This window comes from Kitasatospora paranensis, assembly GCF_039544005.1.
Classification (GTDB): domain Bacteria; phylum Actinomycetota; class Actinomycetes; order Streptomycetales; family Streptomycetaceae; genus Kitasatospora; species Kitasatospora paranensis.
Map to the genome: position 1 here is coordinate 7865161 of NZ_BAABKV010000001.1, position 26484 is coordinate 7891644.

The following is a 26484-nucleotide window of genomic DNA, read 5'->3' on the forward strand; positions in this document are numbered from 1 at the left end:
GGCAGCCATGCAACTCCAGCAGCTCCGCTACTTCGCGGCCGTCGCGGACCTCCGCAACTTCACCCGCGCCGCCGAGCGGCTGCATGTCGCCCAGCCCTCGCTCTCCCAGCAGATCCGCACGCTGGAAAGGGAGTTGGGCGGAGAGCTGTTCCACCGCGGCCGCGGCAGCATCGCCTTGACCGACGCCGGGGAGGCCCTGCTGCCGCTGGCCCGGCGCATCCTCGCCGACGCGGACAGCGCCCGCCTCGCCGTCCAGGAGACCGTCCAGCTGCGCCGCGGCCGCGTCCGGCTCGGCGCCCCGCCCAGCCTCTGCACCAGCCTCGTCCCCGACGTCCTCGCGGCCTTCCGGGCCCGCCACCCGGCGGTGGACCTCCGGGTCAGCGAGGGCGGTTCGGGCGACCTCACCGCCGCCCTCGACGCCGGCGAGCTCGACCTCGCCCTGCTGATCGCCCCCGAGCGCGGCGGGCACCCGCCGGGCCTGGCCGTCACCCCGCTGCTCCACGAGGATCTGGTGCTGGTCAGCGCCGCCCCACTGCCCGTCCGGCGGATCCCGGTGGAGGGCCTGCGCGACCGGCCGCTGGTGATGTTCCGCGAGGGGTACGCGCTGCGCGACAGCACCCTCGCGGCCTGCCGGGCCGCCGGGTTCGAACCCCGGCTGGCCGTCGAGGGCGGTGAGATGGACGCGGTGCTCGGATTCGTCCGGGCCGGCCTCGGCGCGGCCGTCGTCCCCGCCATGGTCGCGGCCCGGTCCGGCCTGCCGACCGCCCGCTTCACCGCCCCCGGGCTCGGCCGCACCGTCCTGCTCGGCCACGGCCGCGACATCCCGCTCGGCCGCGCGGCCGAGCGGATGCGCGGCACCGTCCTGGAACAGGTCGCGGCGCTGGCCGAGGGCGGCGCCCTGCCCGAGGGCACCCGGCTGCTCGCCGCGACCTGACGTCCGGGCCGCTGGCCCGGGCGGGTCAGCAGATCCGCGGCAACTGCTCGCCGACCGGCAGGTCCACCACCCGGGTGCCGCCCAGGGCGGTGCGGGCCACCACCATGCCCGGGTGCTCCGCCACGCACGCGCCGATGATCGCCGCGTCCGCGCCGAGCGGGTGGGCCCGCATGGCGTCCAGCACCGCCTCGGCGTGCACCCGCGGCACGAAGGCCACCAGCTTGCCCTCGTTGGCGACGTACAGCGGATCCAGCCCGAGCATCGCGCAGGCGCCGGCGACCTGCGGCGGGACGGGCACCCGGCGTTCCTCGACCACCACGCCGACGCCCGCGGCGGCCGCGATCTCGTTCAGCGCCGCGCCCACGCCGCCCCGGGTGGGGTCGCGCAGCACGTGCAGGTCGGGTGTCACCGCCAGTATCGCCTGCACCAGCCCGCCCAGCGGCGCGCAGTCGCTCTCGATGCCGACCCCGAACTCCAGGCCCTCGCGGACGCTGAGCACCGCGACGCCGTGCAGGCCGATCGGGCCGCTGACGATCACCACGTCGCCGGGCCGGGCGCGCTGCGGCCGCAGGTCCACCCCCGCCGGGATCAGGCCGATCCCCGCAGTGTTGAGGTAGATCCCGTCGCCGTGCCCGGCCTCCACCACCTTGGTGTCGCCGGTGGCGACCTCGACGCCGGCCGCACGGGCGGCCGCCCCGAGCGCCTCGGCGACGCGGCCGACCACCGAGGTCTCCACGCCCTCCTCCAGGATGAAGCCGACCGAGAGGTAGGCGGCCGTCGCGCCGCTCATCGCGAGGTCGTTGACCGTGCCGTTGACCGCGAGGTCGCCGATGCTGCCGCCGGGGAAGAACAGCGGCCGCACCACGTAGGAGTCGGTCGAGAAGGCCAGCCGCACTCCGCCGAGGGTGACCGCCGCGGAGTCGCCGAGCGCCGCCAGGACGGGGCCGCCGAAGGCCGGTGCGAAGATGTGCTCGACCAGTTCGGCCGACATCGCGCCGCCGCCGCCGTGGCCCATCACCACCCGGGGGTGGTCGCGCAGCGGCATCGGGCAGGTCCAGCCCGAGAAGTCGGGCGGGGTCACGGTCCGGGTCTCAGGCAACGGGGCTCGCCTCCATGGCTGCGGCGGGCGCGGCGGGCGCGCCCAGCCTGCGGTACAGGTAGTACGCGGCGCAGGCGCCCTCACTGGACACCATGGTCGCGCCGAGCGGGTGCGCGGCGTGCACACCGTGCCGAACGCCTCGCACTGGTCCGGCTTCAGCAGCCCCTGCAGCACCTCGCCGCTGCGGCAGGCCGCAGGCTCGCACGTGGTGATCGAGCCGACCTGGAAGCGGTGTTCCGCGTCGAACTCGCGGTAGCGCTCGGAGAGCCGCCAGCCGCTCTGCGGGATCACCCCGATGCCGCGCCACGCGCGGTCGGTGGTCTCGAAGACGTCGTCGAGCATCGCCCGCGCCGCCGCGTTCCCCTCGTCGCGGACGGCCCGCCGGTAGGCGTTGTCCACCATGTGCTCGCCGCGCTCCAGTTGGCGCACGGTGCGGCGGATGCCCTCCAGGATGTCGAGCGGCTCGAAGCCGGTCACCACGATCGGCACCCGGAAGCGCTCGGCCAGCTCCGGGTACTCGCCGGTGCCCATCACGCTGCAGACGTGCCCGGCGGCCAGGAAGCCCTGCACCCGGCAGTCCGGCGACTGCATGATCGCCTCGATCGCGGGCGGCACCCGGACGTGCGAGACCAGCAGGCTGAAGTTGCGGATGCCGTGCTTCCTGGCCTGGTACACCGTCATGGCGTTGGGCGGCGCGGTGGTCTCGAAGCCGATCCCGAAGAACACCACCTGGCGCTCGGGGTTCTGGCGGGCGATCTTCAGCGCGTCCAGGGGCGAGTAGACCACCCGGACGTCGCCGCCCTCGCTGCGCACCCGGAACAGGTCGCGGTCGCTGCCGGGCACCCGCAGCATGTCGCCGAAGGAGCAGAAGATCACGTCCGGGCGGGAGGCGATCTCCAACGCCTTGTCGATGACCTCCAGCGGGGTCACGCACACCGGGCAGCCCGGCCCGTGGATCAACTCCAGCCCCTCGGGCAGCAGTTGGTCGATCCCGTGTCGGATGATGGTGTGCGTCTGACCGCCGCAGACCTCCATCAGCGCCCACGGCCGGGTGACCGTCGCGCGGATGTCCTCCAGCAGCCGCCGGGCCAGCTCCGGGTTCTGGAACTCCTCCAGGTACTTCACTTCTCCGCCTCCTCGTGCATACCGGCCGCGGCCTCCCACGGGTCGCCGAACTCCTCCTGCAGCAGACCGATCTCGGCGAACAGCTCCAGGGTGCGCAGGGCCGACTCCTCGTCCAGGCGCTGCAGCGCGAACCCGACGTGGACGATCGCGTACTCCCCGACGGCCAGGTCCGGCAGGTACTCCAGGCACACCTCCTTGACCACCCCGCCGAAGTCGACCACCGCCATCCGGGTGCCGTCCCGGTCCTCGATCTCCATCACCCTGCCGGGCACGGCCAGGCACATGGGCATCTCCTCGTCCTCGTGAGCGGATCCGCGGGGCCGCGGCCCCGGGCGTTCAGCCGTCGGTGCGTCCGGCGACCACGAGCTGGCCGAGCGCCAGACCGCCGTCGTTGGGGGCACCCGGCGGTGTCGCAGGACGCGCAGTCCGGCGGCGCGCAGCCGGCCGGCGCAGTCCTCGGCAAGCAGGGAGTTGGCGAACACCCCGCCGGTCAGCGCCGCCGTGTCCAGGCCGTGCTGTTCGGCGGCGCGGACGCACACCCGGACCACCAGGTCGGCCACCGCGCCGTGGAAGCGGCGCGCGACGACGCCCGGGGCGACACCGGCCCGGACATCCGCCACCACGCCGGCCAGGACGGGGCCCGGGTCGGCGAGCAGGGCGTCGGCGCCCGGTCGCAGAGCGAACGCGTAGGGCCGGTCGTCCGCCGGGCAGTCGAGCGCCGCGGCCTCCAACTCCACAGCGGCCTGGGCCTCGTAGCCGACCTGGTGGCAGACCCCGGCGAGCGAGGAGACCGCGTCGAAGAGCCGGCCCATGCTGGACGTCGGGACGCAGTTGAAGTCGCGCGCCAGTTGCTGTTCCAGCAGACGCAGTTCGTCGTCCGGGCAGGCCCGTAGGGACGGCAGGTCGAGATCGCGGGGCAGGCCGGCCGCGACGAGGTGGGCCACGGCCATCCGGTACGGCCGCCGTACCGAGGCGTCGCCCCCGGGCAGCGGCGCGTAGGCGAGGTGCGCGAAGCGCCGGAACCCGGCGTAGTCGGCGATCAGCACCTCGCCGCCCCAGACCGCGCCGTCGTCCCCGTACCCGGTGCCGTCGAACGCCACCCCGACCACCGGTGCCGTGCCGTCGAGTCCGTGCTCGGCCATCGCGGCCGCGACGTGGGCGTGGTGGTGCTGGACGGTGCGCACCCGGCGGTCGCCGGCCTCCCGCCGGGCCCAGGCCGCCGAGCGGTACCGGGGGTGCCGGTCGACGACCAGGACTTCGGGCCGCACGCCCGTGACGGCCGACAGGTGCTCGACGGCCCGGCCGAACCCGTTCTGCGTCGCGAGGTCGTCCATGTCGCCGACGTGCGCCGACGGCCAGGCCGTCCGGCCCTCGGCGAGGGCGAAGGTGTTCTTGAGGTCGCCGCCGACCGCGAGCACCGGGCGGACGGAGACCGGCAGGGCGAGCGGCCGCGGCGCGTAGCCGCGCGAGCGGCGCAGCGGCAGCGGCTCCCCGTCCACCAGCCGCACCACCGAGTCGTCGCAGGGCACATGGATCGGGCGGTCGTGGGCGAGGATGCCGTCGACCAGCGGGCCGAGCCGCTCCACGGCCTGCGCGTCGTCGGTGACGATGGGTTCGCCGGCGAGGTTTCCGCTGGTCATCACCAGCACCTGCGGGCCCGGTGGATCGCCGGGCAGCCCGAACAGCAGCCGGTGCAACGGGGTGTAGGGCAGCATCACGCCGAGGTCGGGGCTGCGTGGGGCGACCGCGTCGGCCAGGGCGGCGGCCCCCGGCCGGCGGCGCAGCAGCACGATCGGCCGGGCCGGATCGGCGAGCAGTGCCCGCTCCTCCGCGCCCAGGAGCACCAGCGCGTCCAGCTCGGCGGGGGCGGCGGCCATGACGGCGAACGGCTTGTCGCCGCGCTGCTTGCGGCGGCGCAGTTCGGCCACCGTGTCCGCGCGGGCGGCGTCGCAGGCGAGGTGGTAGCCCCCGATGCCCTTGACGGCGAGGATGGCGCCCGCTGCCAGCATCGCCCGGGCCCGCTCCAGCGCGGCGGTGCCGGTCAGCGGCTCGGTGCCGGGCGACTCCAGGGCGAGCCGTGGTCCGCAGGCGTGGCAGGAGACCGGCTGGGCGTGGAAGCGCCGGTCGGCCGGGTCGGCGTACTCGCGTGCGCAGTCCCGGCACATCGGGAACCCGGCCATGGTGGTGGCCGCCCGGTCGTACGGCAGGCCGGTGACGATGGTGAAGCGGGGGCCGCAGTTGGTGCAGGTGATGAACGGGTGCCGATACCGGCGGTTGGCCCGGTCGGCGAGCTCGACGAGGCAGTCGGCGCAGGTCGCCACGTCCGGCGGGATCAGCGTGCGGCCGCGACCGCCGGCGGCGGACGGCAGGATCGCGAAGCCGCTCGCCCCGCTCACCGGGACGCCGTGCTCCTCGACCGAGTCCACGGCGGCGAGCGGGGGAGCGTCGCGGCCGATCCGCAGGCAGAACGCGCCCAGCGCCGCGGGATCGCCCTCGACCTCCGCGAGCACACCGTCACCGGTGTTGGTGACGTACCCGGCGAGCCCGAGCTCGGTGGCGAGCCCGTGCACGAACGGGCGGAAGCCCACGCCCTGCACCGTCCCGCGGACGGCCACCCGGCGGCGCTGGAGGGTCTCCCCGGGCCCGGTGACCGTCACGGCCGTTCCGCGCCGGCCGCCGCGTGCGGGTGGCCGCCGCCGACCTGCCCGTGGTCGTGCGGGTGATCGTGATCGTGGTCGTGCGGGTGGTCGTGTTCGTGGTCGCCGTGTCCGTGGTGGTGCCCGGCCGGGCCGGACCCGCCGCTCGCCATCACCGGCCGGTGGACGGCCGCGCCGTCGAGCACCGCCCGGGCCCGCTCCAGCAGCAGACCCACACCCTCCCCGGTGCGGGCCGAGGTGCGGATCACCTCGACGCCCGGGTTGACCCGTGCCACGTTCCCGAGGAACGCCGCCTCGTCGAACTCCACCGCCGCTGCCAGGTCGGTCTTGGTGACCACCACCAGGTGGGCGAGCCCGAACGCCGTCGGGTACTTGAGGGGCTTGTCCTCGCCCTCGGTCACCGAGGCGAGGACCACCCGAAGGCTCTCACCGAGGTCGTAGGAGGCCGGACAGACCAGGTTGCCGACGTTCTCGACGAACAGCAGCCGGGTGTCCTTCGGCAGCCAACCGGCCAGGTAGCGGCGGAGCGTGACGGAGTCCAGGTGGCAGAGCCCGTCGGTGAGGATCTGCTTGACGGGGGCGCCGGAGCGGCCCAGCCGCAGCGCGTCGTTCTCGGTGGCGAGATCCGCGGTGAGCGCGGCGACGCCGAGGCCGCGCTCGACCGCGAGCCGCAACTCGGCCTCCAGCAGCGCGGTCTTGCCACTGCCGGGGCTGGACAGCAGGTTCACCGTGGCGACGCCGCGGGCGGCCAGGGCGGCCCGCAGCTCCCGGGCGCCGTCGTCGTTCCTGGCGAGCACGGCCTGCTGGAGGTCGACTTCTCGGCACATCGCGTCAGCCTTCCTGATCGGCGAGGACGGGCTCGTCCGCCCACCGGACGCTGCGGATCCGCAGCTCACGCCCGCTCAGCAGCTCGGTCCGCGAGCCGTCGCACGCCGGGCAGCAGAGGTCCGGCGGTGAGCCGACCTGCCAGCCGGTGCCGCAGTCGGTGCACCGGGCGCGGGCGGGCACGGTGTCGGTGACCAGTTCCGCCCCTTCCAGGACGGTGCCGGCGCAGACGAGGTCGAAGCAGAAACGGAGCGAGTCGGCCACCACGCCGGCCAGTTGACCGACCTCCAGGTGCACCGACTCGACGCGGCCCGCGCCGGGCGCGGTGGCCTGTTCGACCTGGTCCACCACGGCCATGGCGATCGACATCTCGTGCATCAACGCCTCGTTCCGCCGCAGCTGGACGAACGTCCGGACCGGCCCATTACAGACCCGTCCCGGTCCGCCCGGGCGGGCGCCGCGCCGAGCGCCCGCCCGGACCTACGCCATTCGCAGCAACGCCGCCGCGGTCACATCCGGCTGATCCTGAGGTAGCGCCGGATGTCGGGGATCGACGCCACTAGGAGGGCCGCGGCCGCCCCGGAGGCCAGGATGATCAGGAACCTGCGCATGTCGGTGCCTTTCTGTCGTCTCTGTCGTTGCCCTCTTCGCCGCGGTCCGCCCCGGCCGGGCGGAGCGCGCCGCCGCCGTCCTCCGCCAGAACCGTCAGGACCAGCTCCACGGCCTCGTCCACGGCGGCGGCGACCGGCTCGCTCAGCCCGATCTCCTCGGCCAGCGAAGCCGGTTCGCAGCCCACTACGAGGACCCGCCGGGGCGGGACGCCACCGGTGCCCGCACTGAGCGTGGCGAGCAGTGCCAGCACCGCGTCCGGGCCCATCCGGTGGCCGTCCAGCGCGGGCGCCTGCGGTTCGATCGCGCCGGGCGCCGGCGCCTCCAGGAGGTACACCGTGCCCGGCGACCCGCCGCGCGCGGTGGCGTCGACCAGTACCAGCGTCTCGTAACCGTCGAGCAGTTGGTACGCGAGGTGGACGCCGCGGACGCCGATGTCCACCACCTCGACACCGTCCGGCAGCTGCCGCCCGGTGAGCCGGCGTACGACCTCGACGCCGAAGCCGTCGTCGCCGAGGAAGATGTTGCCGACCCCGGCCACCAGGACCCGGCCGGTCACGACTCCTCCGCCAGGGCGATCTCGTCCGGCTGGAAGTACAGGAAGCGGCCCTGGGCGCGCCAGAGGTCGGCCCCCGGGTCGCCGTCGACGGTGACCGCCAGGTGCACCGCGCCGTCCACGTCGTGCAGGACGGCCTCGACCAGCGCGGTGCGGCCCTGCAGGAAGAGGTCCTGCGCGTCGGTGCGGCGCCGACCGGGGCGCAGCACCACGCGGTCGCCGGCGCCCACCGACCGGCCGTCCACCAGGACCCGGTCGGTCGCCGGATCGACCGCGGTGTCGCCGCCCGGATCCCACCACGGGACGCCGGGGACGGCCCCGGGGACGGCGTCCGGGTCCGCGGCGGCGGCGCTGCGCGCGGTGACCTCGCGCAGGCCGCGCACGGCACCGTGCAGGCGTTCCAGCACCTCCGGCGGCAGCGAGTCGGCCAGGTCGACCGCCGCGCCGGCCCGTTCGTCGGTGCCCCTGGCCTCGCGCTTCTCCTGCTCGGTCAGCGTCGAGGTGCGCAGCGCGAGGATCTCGTCGATCTCCGTCCCGTCGTAGAGGGTGCCGGGGCTCTCCGGTGCGATCTGCGGATGGTCCTCCAGGATGATCGGGGAGGCGAGCACCACGTCCGCCCGTCCGTCGGCGCCGGCCAGCACGGGCCAGCTGCGCAGGTTGGTGCAGCGGGCGACCTCTTCGGCGGCCCACTGCGGCGGGTCGGTCATCGAGACGAACGAGCCGGCGTCCAGGCCGAGCAGCAGGTGTGTGGAGACCAGCGAGTGCGCGAGTGCCGCCTCCCGGTCGTCGCCCGGTACGGGCTGCCACGGCGTGGTGTTCTCCACCATCGCCGAGAGCCGGAACGCCCGGTAGGGGACGGGGAGTTCCTGCAGCACAAGGTGGACGGCGCCGTCGACCGGGGCGCACCGCCGCACCGTCCGCCCGAGCGTGCGCCCGGAGTCCCGGACGGCCTCGATCTCGGTGCGACCGGGGCGGTGGAACGGCACCGTCACTGCGGCGGCCACCAACTCGTCCACCGGAACGTCGAGTTCGACGCACTCCTCGACGCCCTCGTCCCAGGCGGTGAGCACCCGGTCGGGGAGGTCCAGCGCCTCGACGTCCTCGTGCCCGCCGTCCTCCCGCAACCGCTGCACCGTCCGGCGCTGGACGCGCAGGAAGCGCAGCTCCACCGCCAGCGTGGCGCCGTGCCGGGGCTCGATCAGGCACTCGGTGCGCTGGTCGGGATGCTCGCCGCTGTCCGTGCCGAACCCGGGGGCACCCGCACGCCGAACTGCCAGCGCAGCCGGTTCTTGGCTGCCGAAGCCCGGTACGGGTACAGCACGTACCCCTCGAAGAGCACCGCGTCGGCGATCTGCCGGGCCGCCGCGAACCGCCCGGCCGCGAGGTCGGTACCGCTCACCGCACACCCCCGTCCGCCGCGACCGGCAGCGCCCGGGCCGCGTCCAGCAGCGCGTGCACGGTCGCCTCCCACGAGGTGAGGCCGCGGTCCGAGCGGTAGCTCAGCAGCTGCGCCATGGTCTCCTGCGGCAGCCGCAGCCATCCGCAGCCGGGGAAGTGCTGCGCCATCATCTCCCGCCACACCCGGACGGGGAGCCCGACGGCAGCCTCCTTGTGCCACGGCACTGGCTCCACCCGGAAGCCGCCGTCGCCGGTGAACACCGTGCCGGAGAACAGCATCCGCAGCGGCACGTCGCCGTCGGCCAGCGCCGCCAGGTAGCGGGTCGCCGCGATGTCCAGGTCGTAGGTGCACGGCACCGGGAGGTCCACCTCGGTGCTGCCGGTGAAGCCCGGGACCATCAGGGCGACCTGGGCGAACTGCACCGGGTTGAGACTGGTGCCCCAGCGGGCCCGGTCACCGAACAGGTCGTTCAGCCCCTCGGCCTCCGCGTCGTCGTACGACCGGCGGGCCGGTTCGATCCGGAGCTGGCAGCGGAGCACCATCGCGTGCACCCGGGCCGCGTCGGCGGCGTCGATCCGCAGCCGGAAGACCAGCGTCGGCCCGGCCGCGTACGGATCGCCGCGCACTCCTGTGCAGCTGAAGGTCAGGTCACAGCTCATCGGAGCCCTCCCGGAGCGGTGTGGCGAGAGCGGCCAACCGCTCGAAGAAGGCGTCGAGTTCGGCACGGGCCTCGGCCCCGCCGTCGAATCCCTGCCAGTGCCGGCGCATCCGGCCGACCAGCTCGTAGCAGGCGTCGATCGGCACCAGGTGGCAGCTGGTGGTGCCGTCCTCGGTACGGCGCAGCAGCAGCGCCTCGACATCCGGCTCCAGCATCCGGGCGAGCCCGGTTCGGTCGAGCACGGACTGCCAGGCGGCCGGGTCGAGTTCGCTCTCGGCGGGCCCGGCCGGGCTCGGGTAGAGCGCCACCCAGCGGTCCAGGACGGCATTGTGCAGCAGGAACACCAGGGAGACCGGGATCTGCAGGGCCTCCCAGTCGGCGTCCGCCAGGGCGTGCCGAGGATCCGACAGGTAGCGGCGGGGCACGCCGCGGTAGCGGCCGGCGCCGGCCCCCGGCTGCTGCAGCAGCAGGGCGCAGGCGACGCAGGCGCAGACCAGCGCCCGCTCCTCGGTGTCGGCGAGGTGGCGGTGCTCGGAGGGCAGGTCGAGCCCGCAGAAGGCGCAGCGCTCCGGGCGCGGCGGCGCCGGTTCGCGGAGCCTGCGCAGCAGGGCCGTGCCGGTGCCTGCCACGGGTGGCGCGAGGGGCGTGGTGGTCATCGGGCCTCGGCCCCCACGGCCGGCCGGCGGCCGATCTGCAGCAGGACGGGGGCGGCCGCCTCCTGCTCGACGCGGACGTCGGTGACCTCCGGGGCCTGGCAGGCGAGCGCGGCCGCCACCTGGTCGCGGGCCGCGTCGGCGCCCCCGCAGCCGCAGCCGCCGGAGGAGGGCTCCAGCCGGACGGTCGCGGTGCCGTCCGCGTAGTGCACCAGTGCGGCGGGCCGGCCCGGGAGGCCGTCGAGCGCGCGCACGATCCGCCGTTCGACGTCCTCCGGGTGCAGGTCGTGCAGGACGAGCAGCCCGGCGACGACCTCGTCGGCCAGCAGCACGGGCGGCAGCGCGCCGCTGCCGCCGGACAGCAGCGTCACCATGCGGGCCAGTCCCTCGCCGTAGAAGGCCATCAGCTCGCGGACGAGCTCCTCCGCGACCTCGGTGTCCCGTCCGTCGGCCGCCAGCCGGTCCAGGGCCTCCTGGACCCGGCGGCCGGTCTCGTCGGCGGTGGCCATCAGGCCAACCCGCTGAGGCCGGTGGGCACGTGCATCTTCTGCACGGTGCGGCCGTCCCCGACGTACATGTGCACGCCGCACGGCAGACAGGGGTCGAAGCTGCGGACGGCGCGCATGATGTCGATGCCCTTGAAGTTCTCCGGGGAGTTCTCCTCGAAGATCGGGGTGTTCTGCACCGCGTCCTCGTACGGGCCGGGCGTGCCGTAGCTGTCGCGCACGCTGGCGTTCCACGGCGTCGGCGGGTACGGGTGGTAGTTCGCGATCTTGCCGTCGCGGATCACCATGTGGTGGGAGAGCACGCCGCGGACGGCCTCGGTGAAGCCGCAGCCGATCGACTCGTCCGGGACCTCGAACTTCTCCCAGGTCTGGGTGCGTCCGGCGCGGACCTCCTCCAGCGCCTTCTCGGCGAAGTGCAGGGCGGCGGCGGCCGCGTAGGCCTGGAAGTAGGTGCGCGCGCGGTTGCGCTCCAGCGCGTTCGACCACTGCGGGATCTTCCACTCGAAGGTGGTCTCCGGCTTGGTCATCGTCCGCGGGAGGTTGATGACCACGCTGTGGCCGGTGGCCTTGATGTAGCCGATGTCGACCAGGCCGGACAGCGCCGTGGACCACAGCCGGGCGATCGGGCCGCCGCCGGTGTCCAGGGCGAGGTGGTCCTTGCCGTCGAACCAGCGCGGCGACATCACCCAGCTGTACTTGTCGTCGAAGTTCCGCTTCTGCGGCTGCGGGATGGTGTGCTGGTTCCACGGGTGCCGCGGGTCGACCGGGTTGCCGAGCGGGTCGTGGGTGACGAACTGCTCCTGGCCCTCCCAGTCCTGGTAGTAGGAGCTGCCGAGCAGGATCCGGATGCCGAGGTTGATCTCGGTGAGGTCGTTGGTGACGAGCTTGCCGTCGACGACCACGCCCGGGGTGACGAACATCCGCCGGCCCCAGTCCGTCATGTTGCGGTAGGTGAAGTCGCAGTGGTCCGGGTCGTTGAGGCTGCCCCAGCAGCCGAGCAGCACCCGCCGCCGGCCGACCTCCTCGTAGCCCGGCAGGGCCTCGTAGAAGAAGTCGAAGAGGTCGTCGTGCAGCGGGACCACGCGCTTCATGAACTCGATGTAGCGGGTCAGCCGGGTCAGGTAGTCGGTGAACAGCTGGATCGTCGCCACGGTGCCGACGCCGCCGGGGTAGAGCGTGGAGGGGTGCACGTGGCGGCCCTCCATCAGGCAGAACATCTCGCGGGTGTACCGGCTGACCTGCAGCGCCTCGCGGTAGAACTCGCCCTCGATCGGGTTCAGCGAGCGCATGATGTCCGCGATCGTCCTGTACCCGTGCTCGGCGGCGTGCGGGGCCTCGGTGCGCTCCGCCTTCTCCAGGACCCCGGGGTTGGTCTCCCGGACCATCTTCTCGCAGTAGTCGACCCCGACCAGGTTCTCCTGGAAGATGTTGTGGTCGAACATGTACTCGGCGGCCTCGCCGAGGTTGATGATCCACTCACCCAGGTGCGGCGGCTTCACGCCGTACGCCATGTTCTGCGCGTACACCGAACACGTGGCGTGGTTGTCGCCGCAGATGCCGCAGATCCGGCTGGTGATGAAGTGCGCGTCGCGCGGGTCCTTGCCGCGCATGAAGACGCTGTAGCCGCGGAAGACCGACGAGGTGCTGTAGCACTCCGCGACCTTCTTCTGCTTGAAGTCGATCTTCGTGTGGATGCCCAGGCTGCCCACGATCCGGGTGATCGGGTCCCAGGACATCTCCACCAGGCCGCTGCCGTCGCCGGCGGACCTCGTCGTCGTAGCCATCGGGGTGCGTGCCTTCCGTCGAGGGGTGGGGGAGGAGGGGGAACATGCGGGAACGCCGCACGGAGTGGCCGTGCGGCGTCCCGCGGCGGTCACCAGGGCGGCTGGTAGCCCGTGGTCAGCTTCTTGCCGGTCTGCCGCCACTTGGGCTCCTTGTCCACCGTCTTCCCGGTGAAGGAGCGCAGCCGGCGGATGGCCGCGCCGTACGCGGAGCTGGCGGTGACGGAGACCTTGGCGCCCGGCGGCTCGTCCATGAACGGCATGAACTTGTCCGGGAAGCCGGGCATGGTGCAGGCGATGCAGATGCCGCCGACGTTCGGACAGCCGCCCACGCCGTTGATCCATCCGCGCTTGGGCACGTTGCACTTGACCACCGGGCCCCAGCAGCCCAGCCGCACCAGGCACTCCGGCTCGCCGTAGTTCTCGGCGAACTGGCCCTGCTCGTAGTACCCGCCGCGGTCGCAGCCCTCGTGCACGGTGGCGCCGAACAGCCAGGACGGCCGCAGCTTGTCGTCGAGCGGGATCATCGGAGCCGACCCGGCCAGCTGGTACAGCAGGTAGAGCAGGGTCTCCGAGAAGTTGTCCGGCTGGATCGGGCAGCCCGGCACGCAGACGATCGGCAGGCCCGCCTTCGACTTCCACTCCCAGCCGAGGTAGTCCGGCACGCCCATGGCGCCGGTCGGGTTGCCGGCCATCGCGTGGATGCCGCCGTAGGTGGCGCAGGTGCCGATCGCGACGACCGCGGTGGCCTTGGGCGCGAGGCGGTCCAGCCACTCGCTGGTGGTGATCGGCTGGCCGGTGGCCGGGTCGTCGCCGAAGCCGCACCAGTAGCCCTCGGGCTTGATCCGCTCGTTGGGGATGGATCCCTCCACCACCAGGACGAACGGCTCCAGTTCGCCGCGGTCGGCCTTGAAGAACCACTCGACGAAGTTGTCGGCGCCCTGCACGGGCCCGCACTCGAAGTCGATCAGCGGCCAGTGCACCGCGATCTCGGGCAGCCCGGGCAGTGCACCGGTGACGATCTCCTCGATGCTGGGCTGCATGGCCGCGGTGAGCGACACGGAGTCGCCGTCGCAGCTCAGGCCGGCGTTGATCCAGAGGATGTGAACGGGCCCCGACGGGGTCTCCGCCGGCCCGCCGCGCTCGGCGCTGGTGGCGGTGGAAGCCGTAGCACCCATGCGGATGCCTCCTAGAAATCGGGATGAGCCGGACAAAACAGGCTCATCCGCCTTCATAGCAGGCCGGTGTCCGGCGCGCCCGGCCGAACGACCGCACCAGTCCCCCGAACGGACCCGCCCCGGGCCGCACCCGGCCCCGCCGTCCGGCCCCGTGCCCGCCCCGGTCGGACCCTTGTGCCGGACCCCCGAACGGCTTACGGTGTGTTGCACTCCAGCAAACACATCGTTTGCTCAGTCCGAATCAGGTGTTCCATGGCCGTGCCGCACCCCTTGCCGCCGCGGACGCCCGCGCGCCCGGCAGCGCCCCGGCCCGGGCCCAGGCCCCCGCGGCCCCCGCCGCCTCCGAGGACGCCGCCGCGCTCGGCGCCAGGATCCGCGGCTACCGCGAGATGCGGGGCCTCTCGCTGCGCGCCCTCGGCGAGGCCGCCCAGGCCAGCCCCGGCTTCCTCAGCCAGGTCGAACGCGGCCTCGCCGGGGCCAGCATCGGCATGCTGCGCCGCGTCGCCGACGCCCTCGGCCTCACCATGGCCGACCTGTTCGACCAGGACACCCCGGCCGGACCGCGGGTGCTGCGCCGGGACGAACGGCCCGTCCTGCACACCGCGCCGGGCACCCGCAAGTACCTGGTGTCGCAACGCCCGCTCTCCCATCTGGAGGTCTACGCAGGGGAGTTCGACCCCGGAGCGTCCACCGGCGACGAGGCCTACACGCACGGCGACTCGCAGGAGATCCTGGTCGTCCTGAAGGGCACCGTACGGGTCGAACTGGACGGCCACCCCTACACCCTGGGCCCCGGGGACAGCATCGAGCACCGCTCGGCCACACCCCACCGCGTCGCCAACACCTCCGAGTCGCCCGCCGAGGTGCTCTGGATCGTCAGCCCGCCCACGCCGGGCTGAGCGTCGCCCCCGCCCGGCTCCCGTCCCACCCCCTCCCTCCGGCGAAACGAAGAGATCCATGAGCACCGCGCCGACCACCCGGCCGACCTCCGCACCCGCCCGCACCAACGGCGACGTCTCCTTCTGGTACGCCGCCGACGGCCTGCCCGCGCGGCGCCCCGCCCTCGACGGTGACACCGACGCCGACGTCGTCCTCGTCGGGGGCGGCTACACCGGTCTGTGGACGGCGTACTACCTGAAGCGGGCCGACCCCTCGCTGCGGATCGTCGTGCTGGAGAAGGAGTTCGCCGGGTTCGGCGCCTCCGGCCGCAACGGCGGCTGGCTCACCGCGGCGCTGCCCGGCCAGTTCCGGCGGTACGCCGCCGCGCACGGGGTGCAGGCCGCCACCGCGATGCAGCAGGCGATGTTCGACACCGTCGACGAGGTGATCGCCGTCGCGGCCGCCGAGGGCATCGACGCCGACATCCGCAAGGACGGCGAACTCACCGTCGCGGTCGGCGAGGTGCAGCACCGACGGATGCTCGCGCACCTGCCGGAGCAGCGCGCCGCGGGCTGGGGCGAGGACGATCTCGTCACCCTCGGCGCCGCCGAACTCGGGGACCGGGTCCGGGTGTCGGGAGCCCGCGGCGCGCTGTGGACGCCGCACTGCGCCCGCATCCAGCCGGCCAGGCTGGTCCGCGGGCTCGCCGAGGTGGTCGAGCGGATGGGCGTGCGCGTCCTGGAGGGCACCGAGGTCACCGCGATACGGCCGGGGGCGGCGGTCTGCCGGCAGGGCACCGTCCGCGCCCCGTACGTGATCCGCGCCATGGAGGGGTTCACCGCCACCCTGCCCGGCCACCGCCGGACGTGGGTGCCGATGAACAGCAGCATGATCGTCACCGAACCGCTCGGGCCCGGGGTCTGGGACGAGATCGGCTGGCGCGGGGCCGAGTTGATCGGCGACGAGGCGCACGCCTACTGCTACATCCAGCGCACCGCCGACGACCGGATCGCCATCGGCGGGCGCGGGGTGCCGTACCGCTTCGGCTCCCGGGTCGACGCACACGGGGAGACCGCCGAGGCGACCCAGCGTCAGCTCGCCGGCCTGCTGCACCGGCTGTTCCCGGCGGCGTCCTCGGCGGGCATCGACCACGCCTGGTCCGGGGTGCTCGGTGTGCCCCGCGACTGGTGCGCCACCGTGGAGTTGGACCGGTCCACCGGCCTCGGCTGGGCCGGCGGCTACGTCGGCCACGGCGTGGCCACCACGAACCTGGCCGGCCGCACGCTGTGCGATCTCGTCCTCGGCCGCGACACCGACCTCGTGCGGCTGCCCTGGGTCGGCCGCAAGGTCCGCGGCTGGGAGCCGGAGCCGTTGCGCTGGCTGGGCATCCGGGGTCTCTACGTCGCCTACCGGGCCGCCGACCGGCGCGAGGACGCCGGACTCGGCCGCACCTCCCTGATCGCCCGCGCGGCGGACCTGCTGAGCGGGCGCTGAGGCGTGCGGGCGCGGGAGCGGGGCAGATCGTGATCGGCGAGGGGGTGCGGTGGGCGGTGCCCTGCGACGCCTGCGGCGGGACGGCCGAGAACAGTGGCGGCGCCGGGGTGTACGCAGGGCGGATCGAGTGGAGCATCGAGATGGACTGCCCGGCCTGCGGCCCCCGGCTGACGGAGTGCGGCAGCGGATCCGAGTGGCTGCCGGCAGAACTGCGGGCCAGGCTGCTCGCCGAGTGCGGCCCGGCCCGGTTGCTGCTGCCCGGGCCCGACGTGCCGTCGGTCGCGTTGATGAAGGTGCTGCGATCGGCCACCGGCTGCGACCTCCCGTCCGCCCGTGCGGCGGCGGAGCGCGTCCGGCGCGGCGAGTGGACGGGAATCCTGGCCGAGGTGGAACTGCTGGCGGAGCAGCTGCGGGCGGCCGGCATCGAGGCGACCGCGCGGGCGGCCTCGGAAGCCTCGGAAGCCTCGGAAGGAAGCTGACGGCTCGGCGGGGCTGTCCGGATGCGGGGGAGCGGCCTCGACGGCGGATCTCGACAGCGGACCTCGGCGGACCTTGCGAGCCCCGCCGCGGGGTCAGTCCGCGTCGAGGGCCAGTGCCTCGCAGTGTGCCCGGTGGCCGCGGGCGTCCCCGGTCGCGCGTCGGCGCAGGGCCTCGGCCGCGGTCGTCAGCCCGGCGTCCGGCGCGGCCAGCACCAGGGCCAGGTCGGCCTGCTGCCGCTGCGGCTCCCCGGGCAGGTCGGCCAGCGACTGCAGGCAGCGCAGTGCGCCGTCCCACGCCCCGCCGGCGCAGGCGGCCGCGGCCTCCGACACTGCTATCGCGGCCGTCAGGTGCAGAGCGACCGCCCCGGCGGGCTCGGCGTCGGCGAGGAAGTCCGCCAGCTCCAGTGGCCCGCCGTCGTCCTCGTCGTCGTCCTCCGGCCCCCAGGCGTGGAACTCCTCGGTGAGCGACCGCTCCAGGTACGCGGTCGCCCAGTCGGCCAGCGCCTCGGCCCGGGCCGAGGTGCGCTGCGGGTCGGCTCCGCGCCAGCAGGCTTCGAGGAGTTCGCGGGCCTGTGCCGGACCCTCCGCGCCGAAGCGGGCGGCCCGGTCGTCCTGCAGGCAGCCCGCGGCGCGTTCGGCGGCCGCGAGCCCGACCAGCACGGCGCGCGACGGGCCGGCGTCCCGCAGGGCGTCGCGCCATGCGCCGAAGTTCCAGTCGTCCACTGCGACCCGCTCCCGTCCCGCGTCCGGCCGGCGTCTTCCACCGGTCCGTGCGGGCCATCCTGCCAGCGGGTGCCGCCGACCCCGACGGGGACCCCGGGCCAGGGCGGGGCGGGTGCGGGTCGGGTGCGCGCTGCGGTCAGTGCGCGGGCTGCGGCTTCGCGGTGTCGGCGGGAGGTTCGCCCACCGGCGACACGAGGCGCGCCGCCAGCTCGTACAGGGCGTTGGTGGTCTCGGGGTGCTGGATCTCGTCCACGAGGTGGTCCTGCTCGGGGTCGCCGGAGTGGCGGAGGGTGGCGACCGCCTCGCTCGTGGCGTCCATGCTGTCCTGTCCGGTCACGGTGTCCTCCTCCGGGTGCCGTGCACCCGTACCGTAGGAGCGGAGCCCGGACCGGTCGAACGGCCGGTCGGACCGCGCTGCGATCAGTCTAGGGCTTGTCCCACGATCCGCGTGGCAGGAGCGCGCTGGGAATGGCCCGGATGCGCCCCGCTGCGGCACCCCGCTCCGCCGCCCGGGCACGACCGCTGCGCCGTGCCGGTGCCCGTCCGCCCGCCGCCGCGGCAGCCGACGGTGTCCGCCGGCCCCGTCCGGGCCCGGCGCGAGCCCTGATCCGCCATGGACGCGGCAACCTTTCCGGGGCCGCCCGCACGGCGGGACCGGCTCGTCTAGGGTGACTCCGGTGAGCGACGATCCCGTGATACTGCGTCCGGTGTTCGAGGACGACCTGCCACTGCTGGAGAGCTTCCTGACGGATCCGGAGGCGACCGGCCCGTTCCAGTGGCACGGCTGGACGGACCCGGGCCGCTGGCGTCGTCGCTGGGCCGAGAACGGCCTGCTGGGCGACGACGGCGGGCAGCTGATGGTGACGGCCGGCGCCGACGTGCACGGCTTCGTGGCCTGGCGGAAGGTCGCCGCGACCCGGAGCTCGTACTGGTGGAACACGGGCATCCAACTGCTGCCGAAGGCCCGCGGTCGTGGCATCGGCACACGGGCGCAGCGCGAGCTCGTCCGCTACCTCTTCGCGCACACCCCGGTGGTGCGGATCGAGGCGGACACCGAGACGGCGAACACCGCCGAGCAGCGGGCCCTGGAGAAGTCCGGGTTCACCCGGGAGGAGTGCTGCGCAGCGCGGTGTTCCGGGACGGGCGGTGGCGGGACGTCGTCCGCTTCAGTGTGCTGCGCGACGACGTCACCGCCCAGGTGATCAGAGCCCTGACCTGACCCCACCTGACCCCGCCGCGGACCGGTCGGCCCATGCGCGGGAGCGCCTGGTGGGTGGGTGAGCCGGGCGGCGGTGGCACGGTGCCGCGAGGGGCATCGACGGACGCCGCCACCACCACCCGGAGCCTGGCCGCACGAGGGCCGGTTCGCGTGCGGGTCAGTCCTCGCGCGGGGCCCTCGTGCGGGGTCGGTCCTCGTGCGGGGTCAGTGCGCTGCCGGAGGCCCGGAGCATGGCCTCGCGCTCGACGACCTTGACCCGGTCGCGGCCCTGCTCCTGGCCGAGTGCCCGCTCGTGGTCGTCCAGCCGGTGCCAGCCCTCCCAGGTGGTGTAGTCGACGCCCGCCCCGTCGAGGAAGGCCACCACGGCGTCCTCGGCCGGGGCCTCGGCGAGCCGCAGCCGACCCGCGCGGTGGTCCTCGACCAGGCAGGCGACCGTCTCGTTGGCATCGCCCTTGGTGTGCCCGATCAGGCCGATCGGACCGCGCTTCACCCACCCGGTGACGTAGGTGGACGGCAGGTGGACCCCGTTCTCGACCACCCGGCCGGCCTCGTGCGGCACGGTCGCCGAGAGCGAGTCGAAGGGCAGCTTCGGCAGCTCGTCCGAGCGGTAGCCCACGGCCCGGTAGACCGCCTGGACGTCCCACTCGCGGAAGGCGCCGGTGCCGCGGGTGTTGCCGGTGCCGTCGAGCTCCGTCCGCTCCGTGCGCAGGCCGACCACCCGGCCGTCCGCACCGAGGATCTCCACCGGGGATTCGAAGAAGTGCAGGTGGATGCGGTGCGGCCGGTCACCGGCGTCGCGTATCGCCCAGTTCTCCAGGGTCGCGGCGACCATGTCGGCCTGCTTGTTGGCCCGCCGGGTGGCGATCGAACCCTCGTCGTAGTCGATGTCCTCGGGGTCGACGATCACCTCGATGGTCGGCGAGTGGTCGAGCTCGCGGAGCTCCATCGGGCTGAACTTTGCCTGCGCGGGGCCGCGGCGGCCGAAGACGTGGACCTCCACCGCCCGGTTCGCCGCCAGTCCGTCGTACACGTTCGCCGGGATCTCGGTCGGCAGCAGCTCGTCGGCGGACTTCGCCAGGATCCGGGCCACGTCGAGCGCGACATTGCCAACGCCCAGGACGGCGACCTGCCGGGCCTCCAGCGGCCAGCTGCGCGGCACCTCCGGGTGGCCGTCGTACCAGGACACGAACTCGGCTGCGCCGTAGGCCCCGTCGAGCTCCGCGCCGGGGATCGCCAGGTCGCGGTCGGCCTCCGCGCCGGTGGCGAACACCACCGCGTCGTAGAACCGGTGCAGGTCCTCCAGGGCGAGGTCCCGCGGGTAGTCCACGTTGCCGAAGAACCGCACCTGGGGCTTGTCGAGCACCTGGTGCAGCGCCGTCACGATGCCCTTGATCCGCGGGTGGTCCGGCGCGACGCCGTACCGGATCAGGCCGAACGGTGCGGGCAGCCGCTCGAAGACGTCGATCGACACCCCCGGGTCCGTGGCGGCGTCGGACTTGAGCAGGGCGTCGGCGGCGTAGATGCCGGCGGGGCCGGATCCGACGATCGCCACCCGGACGGGGCGAGACATGGCGAGACCTTCCTTCGGCAGGTGGGCCCCGGCCCGGGAGCTCGGGGCCGACGGGACCGTGGTGACTGCAACGATCGCTGTCACACCCGCCTCTCGGTACGTAGCTCCGCTTTATGAGGTCATAAGTTTGGGTTATGGGTCGCGCCGAAGCCCGCCCCGCCGCCCCCGAGGTGAACCGTGTCCGCTCCAGCGACCGACGACGGGACTGTTCCCGGCCCGGCCGACGCCCCCGACGGCGCGGCCGCCCTCGCCGAGGTCCGACGCCGTCTCCGCGACCTCCTCGGCCCGACCACCGTCACCGCCTGCGAGCAGCTCAAGGGCGGCTGGTACAACACCCCCAGCTCCTCGAACTCGGCGACGGCAGACGCATGGTACTCAAGACCGCCCCCGATGCCGACACCCCCGCGCTCACCCACGAGCAGGGCCTGCTCGGCACCGAGCAGCTCTTCCACCGGCTCGCCGCCGACGCCGGACTCCCCGTACCCACGGTGCGGCACCACGAGCCGGCGGGTGCGACGGCCCCGGCCGAATGGCTGCTCCTCGACCACCTCGACGGCACCACCTGGGAGGCCGCGCAGGCCCGGATCGGGGCGTCCGACCGGGCCGCGCTGCGCCACCGGCCGGGCGAGCTCGCCGCCACCGTGGCAGGTGTCACCGGCCCGGTCTTCGGCTACCCGCAGCCCGTCCGGGGCCTCGCCGCGGCGGACTGGCCGACGGCCTTCGCGGGGATGCTGCACGCCGTGCTCGCCGACGCCGAGCGCTTCGGCGTGGCGCTGCCCGTACCGGAGGCCGTTCTGGCGGACCTGCCGGCCCGCTTCGCCGCCGAACTCGCCGAGGTGCGCCGGCCCGCCCTCGTCCACTTCGACGCCTGGGAGGGCAACATCCTCCTCGACGGCACCCCCTCGACGGCGAGGCCGGCGAGGCCGCCGACGGGCCGGTGGACGGCGCAGGCGGCGCGGAGGGCACGGGCCCGCGGATCGTCGGGCAGATCGACGGCGAACGGGCGTTCTTCGGCGACCCGCTCGCCGAACTCGTCGGCCTCGACCCGCTCGGCGCCGCCGAGGACGACCCGGACCTCCTCGCCGGGTACCGCACGGTCGACCCCGCCTTCGCCGTCGACGACACAGCCCGGGTGCGCCTGGCGCTCTACCGGATCCACCTGGCGCTGATCATGCGGGTGGAGGCGGCCCCGCGCGGCTACGAAGGCCCGCACCGGGACTGGCTCACCGCCTGGTCCGGCGAGCGCGTCACCGCACAGCTGCGCCTGCTCGACACCGCTGCGGCCGCGGCCGCGACGGCCGACTGAGGATTGCCCCGGTGCAGGCGCGCGTCAGGCGTGCGCAGCCGTGCCCGCAGCCCCCGGCGGGCGCAGCATGAAGACGTCGACCGGGTCCTGGGCCGCCATGACGAATCCGTGGCGCTCGTAGAGGCGGCGGGCGGCACTGCCCTGGAGGACGTTCAGGCCCACGGTCAGTCCCTGCGCGTCGGCCCGCTCCAGCACCGCACGCAGCACGGCCGAACCGAGCCCCGGCCCTGCCGGTCCGGAGCCAGGTAGAAGTGCTCCAGCCACAGCCTGCCGTCGGCGGGCCGGACGGTGAGGCAGCCCACGAGGGCGCCGTCGACGGTGACGGCCGAGGTGTACTGCGGGGAGAAGGAGTCGCGCAGCCGCTGCCGCACCCGGTGCTCGTCGTAGCGGCCCAGGCGTTCCAGATCCGCCCGCATGACGGTGGCCCGCAACTCGGCGATCACCTCGACGTCCGCGGCCACGGCAGGACGCAGCGCCCAGCCGTCGCGCTGCACCGATCCGGACGCGGTCCGGCCGTCCACCACGAGGTCGGATCGCCTCGCGGGTGCCGTCAAGTCGGAATTCATGGCCTGATCATCCCAGTGCGCGGGGGCCGCCCGGCGAGCGGGGCCGCCCGAGGTCGCCCCCGTGGGGCGGCGTGCCGTCGGACCACCCGGGCGGTCGGCCCGCGTCGCTCCGGGTGTCCTTGAGCTCCGGGTGTTATTCAGCAGTGCCGCGACGAGTGCCGGGCCTCGGCGGCCCCACCCGGACGACCTGTGCCACGTGGTCGGAGAGGAACGCGGTTTCGCCGGACGGCATGTGCACGGGCCCGGTGAGGAGGCGGTGGGCGCGCACGACCGGGTGGCGGTCGGGGTCGGCCCGGACGAGCAGGTAGTCGATCCGGTGCGCCGAGGCGCCGGGCGGCAGCAGCTCGGCGTGGAACGTCGGCAGGTCCGCCTCGGCGAACGGGTCGTGCCAGGCACCGCCGTCCACGACGGCCGGGTACCGCGGCGAACCACTGGGCAGGTTGAAGTCCCCGGCGAGGAGGGACAGTTCCGTGTCCGGTCGGCGGGCCCGCCGCATCGCCGCGTGCACCCTGGCCAACTGCTGCAGCTGGAAGGCCTCGTGCCGGTTCCCCGGCGTCCAGTCCCCGTCCCGGTTGGCGGTGAGATGGACGTTGCCGACCACGGTGCGGGCGCCGGCGACCTCGAAGGTCAGCACCCCCTGCGGCAGGGTGCCCGCCAACGGCGCCACCCGGGAGACCACACCGCCGGCCGGGGGCCGGATGCCGCGGAACGAGGAGTACACGGCCGATCGGAGCGGGGACCTGGAGACGGAGAGCAGGCCCCCGGCCGGCCCGCCGAGGAGCCCCCTCCGGGCGGCCGCGAACGGAAAGGACGGCAGGTGCGCCCGGAGGAAGCGGGTCAGACCCGGTGCCCAGACCTCCTGGAAGTTCACGATGTCCACGTCGGCGGCCTCCAGGCGGCGGCAGAACTCCGCGGCCCGTTCCCGCACCGGCCGCAGCGGGTGCGACATGCCGCAGCACACGTTCAGCGACGCCAGCGTGATGCCTCCGGGCCCGATCGTCACCCGGTGCTCACCGCGCTGCGCCTGCCCGGAGTGTCGTCCCTGCGCTCGGCCCCGACCGCGTCCGGCCCCCGGTCGGCGATGGCCGACGCGCTGCAGTCGCCCTCGAAGACGGCTCGCTCGGAGCGGAGTTCGGCCTGCCGTGGGCGTGCGTCCCTGGTGGCGTCAGCCGTTGCGTCCGTGGTCATGCGGCGATCGTATCGACCCTGGGAAACCGACGGCGATGCGCCGATCATGACGCTCCGTCAGGATGCCCCGACCATCCCGATGGCGAGGGGCAGTTCGCGGATGACCTGGGCCGTCCGCCGGTCGTTCTCGGTCGCGGCCATCCGGTCGACCAGGGCGAGGAAGTCGTTGCGGTCGGTGCCGGTGAGGTCGAGCAGGTCGTGGCCCAGGTGGTCCAGGCCGCGGGTGACGGTGTCGGGATCGATCGCGCCCGGGCCGCAGTCCTCAAGGAGCATCATGGCGCTGACGACTGCCCTGAGCAGAGGTTCCGGGTTCACCCGATCGAACCGCCTTCCGTGCCGGGAGGGTTCATGGCCCCGCGGACCGTCGGCGGGATTGGTCGGAGTGTAGTGGGCCGGGCGTGCCGCCGTCCGCCGGGAACGGAATTCGCACGGTGCCCCTCCCCGGGGCCGGTGCCCCTTCCCGGACCGGCGCTGCCGGGGCAACGGCGGTACCGGGCCGGGAAGGGGCGGACGGTGCGTCAGCCGTCGATGCGGTGCTGGGTCCAGAACGAGGTCAGGTCGGTGGTGGTGGCGGCCTGCGCCGCGGCCTTGAACTCGGCCGTGGTGGAGACGCCGTACCAGTGCGCCTGCGCGTAGTCGTGGAGCAGCTTGGTCATCGCGGTGTCACCGATCAGGCGTCGCAGGTCGTGCAGTGCGCACTTGCCGTAGGTGTAGATGACGGTCGAGTACCGGGAGGAGTGGGCGTCCCAGTACGCCATCGAGTTGGTGATCTTCTCGGCCGAGGAGGCCCAGGAGACGCTGCTCCAGCAGCCCGAGCCGGTCTTGCCCTGCGCGAGGTCGGTGGCGTAGTCGGTGAACGCCTCGTCCAGCCAGGGGCTGTTGTACTCGTCGTCGCCGACGATCCCGTAGAACCACTGGTGGCCGATCTCGTGGGTGAGCGCGGTGGTGCTCACCAGGTCGAGCACGAAGCCCGGGTACTCCATCCCGCCGAACCAGAAGCTGTTGTCCAGTACGGCGTCCAACTCCCCGTACGGGTAGGCGCCGAAGCGTGCCGCGTGGGCGTCGACCGCGGAGGTGGAGGTGGAGAGCATCGACTGCGCGTCGGCGGTGGAGATGCCGCTGACGGCGTACACGTTGACCTTCACCCCGGCCGGGGAGGTGCCCGAGACCTTGCTGAACGGGCCGGCCGCCCAGGCGAAGTCACGGACCTTGGCGGCGGTCGCCCGGGTGACGGTGCGACCGGAGGTGCCGGGGCTGTCCACCGAGGTGCCGGTCGCGGGGACGAGCAGGCCGGTCGGGTGGTCCAGGGTCACGTCGAAGTCGGAGGCCAGCGAGTAGAACGACTCGCCGTTGTTGGTGTACGGGTCGAGATGCCAGCCGGACCCGTCGCGGATCGCCAGCACCGGCAGCGCGTTGCCGATGAAGCTGAAGGCCCCGTCGTGGCCGAACCGGTCGGCGCCGCTCGGCACCGTGATGCCGAGGTCGAAGCCGACCGTGCCGCTCTTGCCCTGGGCGAGCGGCGTGGGCAGGGTGACCTTGAGCGCGGTGCAGCTCACCGACAGCGCGGACGCGGTGCCGCCGGTCACGTTGGTGACGGTGATCGGCGTGGTCGGGCAGCTGCCGTGGGCGTTGTCCCACAGCCGCAGGTACACCTCGTTCAGCGGCGAGGCGGAGGCGTTGGTGAAGGTGGCGCTCTCGTGGCCCGTCCAGACCGCGCCCGTCGAGTCGCTGCTGAGGCTGACCGTGTACGCGGGGGCGGCGGGGGTGCGGGTCGTGTCGGCGGGCGGCGGCGTGGTGGTGGGCGGCGGGCTGGTCGGCGGGGGCGTGCTGCCGCCGCCCGACACGTCCAGGGCGACGTCGTCGAGGACGAAGCTGGTCTGCAGGCTCGCGTCCTCCGCGCCGCTGAACGAGATCGCCACGGTCTGGCCCGCGAACGCCGAGACGTCGAAGGACTTCTGGACGTAGCCGGTGGCCGCGTCGGCGTTGGAGTAGGTCGCGAGCGTGGTGCTGCCGATCTTGGCGGTGAGCTTGTCGTAGGCGGTGCTGCCGGTCTCGGCGGTGTCGATGTGCAGCCAGAAGCTCAGCGTCCCCTTGGTGCAGCCCGAGGGGAGGGTGACGGTCTGCGAGAGGGTGTCGGTGTGGGACGAGCCGTAGCCGTTGAGCCAGGCGAACGAGCTGCCACCGTGGGCGCTCTGGCCGCCGCCGCTGGTGATCACCCCGCTCGATGCCGTCCACGGTGAACTGCCGGACTCGAAACCGCCGTTGCCGACCACCTGGGCCGGTGTGCAGTCGGCGGCGTGTGCGGAGGCGGTGAGGGTCGCCGTGCCGGCCGCCGCGACGAGCGCGGTCCCGGCCAGCAGGGGAGGAGTCTGCTACGCATCGGATCCTCTTCGGATGGCGGAGCGCCCGTGGGGGAGCCGCCGGACGGTTCCTGGCGACGCTGCGAACCGATGGACCGTCACCGTCCGTGCGGGCGACCGCAGGGAGGCGCTCCCCACCCCTGAGGCCGAATGGAAGCGTGACAGCAAACTCCGATAATTGAAAGGGGCATGCCACTGTGCGGTGGCGCCGCCGCCGTCCCGACCCTGCCGGGAGCACCGTAGGGTGGGCCCGTGGGGGATCTCCGGTGGGGCGGCAGCAGTGGACGGATCCGGGTCGCGGCGGTTGCCGCGGCCGGGCTCACGGTGGCGGCGGGGCTTGCGGTGCGCTCCGGTCCCGGGGGTGGTTCGCCAAGGGCGCCGGGGATGCGCTCTACACCGTGCTGGTGTACGCACTGGTGGTCCTCGTTGCTCCGACCCTGCGTCCGCGCGTCGCCGCCGGCCGGGCCCTCGCGGTCAGCTGGGCCGTCGAACTCCTCCAACTGACGGGCGTCCCGGCTGCGCTCTCCGCACGGAGCACCCTCGCCCGGCTCGTCCTCGGCACCACGTTCAACCTGCCGGACCTGGCCCTGTACGTGGTCGGTGCCGCGCTCGCCCTGACGGTCCACACGGTGGCGCTCCGCACCGTTGCGCTGCGGACGGCGGCCCGGCGGCACGGGAGCCCGGACGCTGCGGGCCGGGCGGCCTGACGAGGACCCCGTG

At 74.0% G+C, this 26484-nt stretch carries 26 protein-coding genes and 4 pseudogenes; 8 read left to right on the forward strand and 22 right to left on the reverse strand.

All coding sequences use genetic code 11. The annotated features are described in order from the left end of the window. Positions 1-7 precede the first annotated feature (7 nt). Positions 8-934, forward strand: coding sequence for a LysR family transcriptional regulator (locus ABEB13_RS37325; protein ID WP_345709063.1), 927 nt, complete (start codon positions 8-10; stop codon positions 932-934). Positions 935-959: 25 nt separating this feature from the next. Here ABEB13_RS37325 and hypE read toward each other — a convergent pair whose 3' ends face one another. The 14 genes and pseudogenes from hypE to ABEB13_RS37390 form a co-directional block, all read right to left on the reverse strand. Beyond that, positions 960-1979 (reverse strand): hydrogenase expression/formation protein HypE, encoded by a 1020-nt coding sequence (gene hypE / locus ABEB13_RS37330; RefSeq protein WP_345709962.1) that lies wholly within the window; start codon positions 1977-1979, stop codon positions 960-962. A 46-nt stretch (positions 1980-2025) separates the two neighbouring features. Next, a pseudogene (gene hypD, locus ABEB13_RS37335) lies at positions 2026-3158 on the reverse strand (hydrogenase formation protein HypD). Continuing rightward, complete coding sequence (locus ABEB13_RS37340) at positions 3155-3442, reverse strand: HypC/HybG/HupF family hydrogenase formation chaperone (RefSeq protein WP_100886830.1); 288 nt, start codon at positions 3440-3442, stop codon at positions 3155-3157. The pseudogene hypD and the gene ABEB13_RS37340 overlap by 4 nt, the downstream one beginning before the upstream one ends. A 52-nt stretch (positions 3443-3494) precedes the next feature. Further along, positions 3495-5815: pseudogene (gene hypF, locus ABEB13_RS37345) on the reverse strand (carbamoyltransferase HypF). After that, positions 5812-6642, reverse strand: a complete 831-nt coding sequence (hypB, locus tag ABEB13_RS37350) for a hydrogenase nickel incorporation protein HypB (RefSeq protein ID WP_345709065.1) — start codon at positions 6640-6642, stop codon at positions 5812-5814. The pseudogene hypF and the gene hypB overlap by 4 nt, the downstream one beginning before the upstream one ends. A 4-nt stretch (positions 6643-6646) precedes the next feature. After that, positions 6647-7018, reverse strand: a complete 372-nt coding sequence (gene hypA, locus ABEB13_RS37355; RefSeq protein WP_345709066.1) for a hydrogenase maturation nickel metallochaperone HypA — start codon at positions 7016-7018, stop codon at positions 6647-6649. 131 nt (positions 7019-7149) lie between these two features. Further along, on the reverse strand, positions 7150-7251 hold the full coding sequence (locus tag ABEB13_RS40975) for a DUF6893 family small protein (RefSeq protein WP_380230858.1): 102 nt from the start codon (positions 7249-7251) through the stop codon (positions 7150-7152). After that, the gene (locus ABEB13_RS37360; RefSeq protein ID WP_345709067.1) at positions 7236-7808 is read right to left on the reverse strand and encodes a hydrogenase maturation protease; all 573 of its coding nucleotides are present in this window, start codon (positions 7806-7808) and stop codon (positions 7236-7238) included. The genes ABEB13_RS40975 and ABEB13_RS37360 overlap by 16 nt, the downstream gene beginning before the upstream one ends. Then, positions 7805-9204, reverse strand: a pseudogene (locus ABEB13_RS37365) (hypothetical protein). Before ABEB13_RS37365 ends, ABEB13_RS37360 begins: the two are co-directional and overlap by 4 nt. Next, entirely contained in the window at positions 9201-9863 is a 663-nt protein-coding gene (locus ABEB13_RS37370; RefSeq protein WP_345709068.1) for a DUF6084 family protein, read from the reverse strand. The pseudogene ABEB13_RS37365 and the gene ABEB13_RS37370 overlap by 4 nt, the downstream one beginning before the upstream one ends. After that, positions 9853-10518, reverse strand: a complete 666-nt coding sequence (locus ABEB13_RS37375) for a DUF5947 family protein (RefSeq protein ID WP_345709069.1) — start codon at positions 10516-10518, stop codon at positions 9853-9855. The genes ABEB13_RS37370 and ABEB13_RS37375 overlap by 11 nt, the downstream gene beginning before the upstream one ends. Further along, on the reverse strand, positions 10515-11024 hold the full coding sequence (locus tag ABEB13_RS37380; protein ID WP_345709070.1) for a hypothetical protein: 510 nt from the start codon (positions 11022-11024) through the stop codon (positions 10515-10517). The genes ABEB13_RS37375 and ABEB13_RS37380 overlap by 4 nt, the downstream gene beginning before the upstream one ends. After that, on the reverse strand, positions 11024-12805 hold the full coding sequence (locus ABEB13_RS37385) for a nickel-dependent hydrogenase large subunit (protein WP_345709071.1): 1782 nt from the start codon (positions 12803-12805) through the stop codon (positions 11024-11026). The genes ABEB13_RS37380 and ABEB13_RS37385 overlap by 1 nt, the downstream gene beginning before the upstream one ends. A gap of 89 nt (positions 12806-12894) precedes the next feature. Next, the gene (locus ABEB13_RS37390) at positions 12895-13980 is read right to left on the reverse strand and encodes an NADH-quinone oxidoreductase subunit B family protein (protein ID WP_345709072.1); all 1086 of its coding nucleotides are present in this window, start codon (positions 13978-13980) and stop codon (positions 12895-12897) included. Positions 13981-14225: 245 nt separating this feature from the next. Between ABEB13_RS37390 and ABEB13_RS37395 the strand changes: the two genes are divergently transcribed. Genes ABEB13_RS37395 through ABEB13_RS37405 form a run of 3 tightly spaced genes read left to right on the forward strand, consistent with a single transcriptional unit; the run spans position 14226 to position 16832 of the window. Then, complete coding sequence (locus ABEB13_RS37395; protein WP_345709073.1) at positions 14226-14879, forward strand: helix-turn-helix domain-containing protein; 654 nt, start codon at positions 14226-14228, stop codon at positions 14877-14879. A 58-nt stretch (positions 14880-14937) separates the two neighbouring features. After that, entirely contained in the window at positions 14938-16353 is a 1416-nt protein-coding gene (locus ABEB13_RS37400; protein ID WP_345709074.1) for an NAD(P)/FAD-dependent oxidoreductase, read from the forward strand. A gap of 29 nt (positions 16354-16382) precedes the next feature. After that, positions 16383-16832 (forward strand): hypothetical protein, encoded by a 450-nt coding sequence (locus tag ABEB13_RS37405; protein ID WP_345709075.1) that lies wholly within the window; start codon positions 16383-16385, stop codon positions 16830-16832. A 93-nt stretch (positions 16833-16925) separates the two neighbouring features. Here the strand turns inward: ABEB13_RS37405 and ABEB13_RS37410 are convergent, their stop codons facing one another. Both ABEB13_RS37410 and ABEB13_RS37415 read right to left on the reverse strand, forming a co-directional pair. Continuing rightward, the gene (locus tag ABEB13_RS37410) at positions 16926-17555 is read right to left on the reverse strand and encodes a hypothetical protein (RefSeq protein ID WP_345709076.1); all 630 of its coding nucleotides are present in this window, start codon (positions 17553-17555) and stop codon (positions 16926-16928) included. Between the two features lie 136 nt (positions 17556-17691). After that, a complete protein-coding gene (locus ABEB13_RS37415) occupies positions 17692-17892 on the reverse strand; it encodes a hypothetical protein (RefSeq protein ID WP_100886815.1) in 201 nt (66 codons plus the stop codon). A 340-nt stretch (positions 17893-18232) separates the two neighbouring features. Here ABEB13_RS37415 and ABEB13_RS37420 point away from each other — a divergent pair, with 340 nt between their 5' ends. Further along, on the forward strand, positions 18233-18757 hold the full coding sequence (locus ABEB13_RS37420) for a GNAT family N-acetyltransferase (protein ID WP_345709077.1): 525 nt from the start codon (positions 18233-18235) through the stop codon (positions 18755-18757). Between the two features lie 174 nt (positions 18758-18931). On the opposite strand, the gene ABEB13_RS37425 is transcribed toward ABEB13_RS37420, so the two are convergent. Next, the gene (locus ABEB13_RS37425) at positions 18932-20344 is read right to left on the reverse strand and encodes an FAD-dependent oxidoreductase (protein ID WP_345709078.1); all 1413 of its coding nucleotides are present in this window, start codon (positions 20342-20344) and stop codon (positions 18932-18934) included. Positions 20345-20712: 368 nt separating this feature from the next. On the opposite strand from ABEB13_RS37425, the gene ABEB13_RS37430 reads away from it, so the two are divergent. After that, entirely contained in the window at positions 20713-21513 is an 801-nt protein-coding gene (locus ABEB13_RS37430) for a phosphotransferase family protein (protein WP_345709079.1), read from the forward strand. Then, complete coding sequence (locus tag ABEB13_RS37435; RefSeq protein WP_345709080.1) at positions 21477-21650, forward strand: hypothetical protein; 174 nt, start codon at positions 21477-21479, stop codon at positions 21648-21650. The genes ABEB13_RS37430 and ABEB13_RS37435 overlap by 37 nt, the downstream gene beginning before the upstream one ends. 24 nt (positions 21651-21674) lie before the next feature. Here the strand turns inward: ABEB13_RS37435 and ABEB13_RS37440 are convergent. The 5 genes and pseudogenes from ABEB13_RS37440 to ABEB13_RS37460 all read right to left on the reverse strand — a co-directional run bounded on the left by ABEB13_RS37440 (position 21675) and on the right by ABEB13_RS37460 (position 25761). Further along, a pseudogene (locus ABEB13_RS37440) lies at positions 21675-22216 on the reverse strand (GNAT family N-acetyltransferase). Positions 22217-22349: 133 nt separating this feature from the next. After that, positions 22350-23219 (reverse strand): endonuclease/exonuclease/phosphatase family protein, encoded by an 870-nt coding sequence (locus ABEB13_RS37445; RefSeq protein WP_345709081.1) that lies wholly within the window; start codon positions 23217-23219, stop codon positions 22350-22352. Then, on the reverse strand, positions 23216-23404 hold the full coding sequence (locus ABEB13_RS37450; RefSeq protein ID WP_345709082.1) for a hypothetical protein: 189 nt from the start codon (positions 23402-23404) through the stop codon (positions 23216-23218). Before ABEB13_RS37450 ends, ABEB13_RS37445 begins: the two co-directional genes overlap by 4 nt. A gap of 57 nt (positions 23405-23461) precedes the next feature. Continuing rightward, the gene (locus ABEB13_RS37455; RefSeq protein ID WP_345709083.1) at positions 23462-23719 is read right to left on the reverse strand and encodes a hypothetical protein; all 258 of its coding nucleotides are present in this window, start codon (positions 23717-23719) and stop codon (positions 23462-23464) included. A gap of 203 nt (positions 23720-23922) precedes the next feature. Continuing rightward, complete coding sequence (locus ABEB13_RS37460) at positions 23923-25761, reverse strand: M1 family aminopeptidase (RefSeq protein ID WP_345709963.1); 1839 nt, start codon at positions 25759-25761, stop codon at positions 23923-23925. Between the two features lie 401 nt (positions 25762-26162). Between ABEB13_RS37460 and ABEB13_RS37465 the strand changes: the two genes are divergently transcribed. Further along, positions 26163-26471: a ribosomal maturation YjgA family protein gene (locus ABEB13_RS37465; RefSeq protein WP_345709084.1), complete on the forward strand. Its 309-nt coding sequence runs from the start codon at positions 26163-26165 to the stop codon at positions 26469-26471. Positions 26472-26484: the final 13 nt, after the last annotated feature.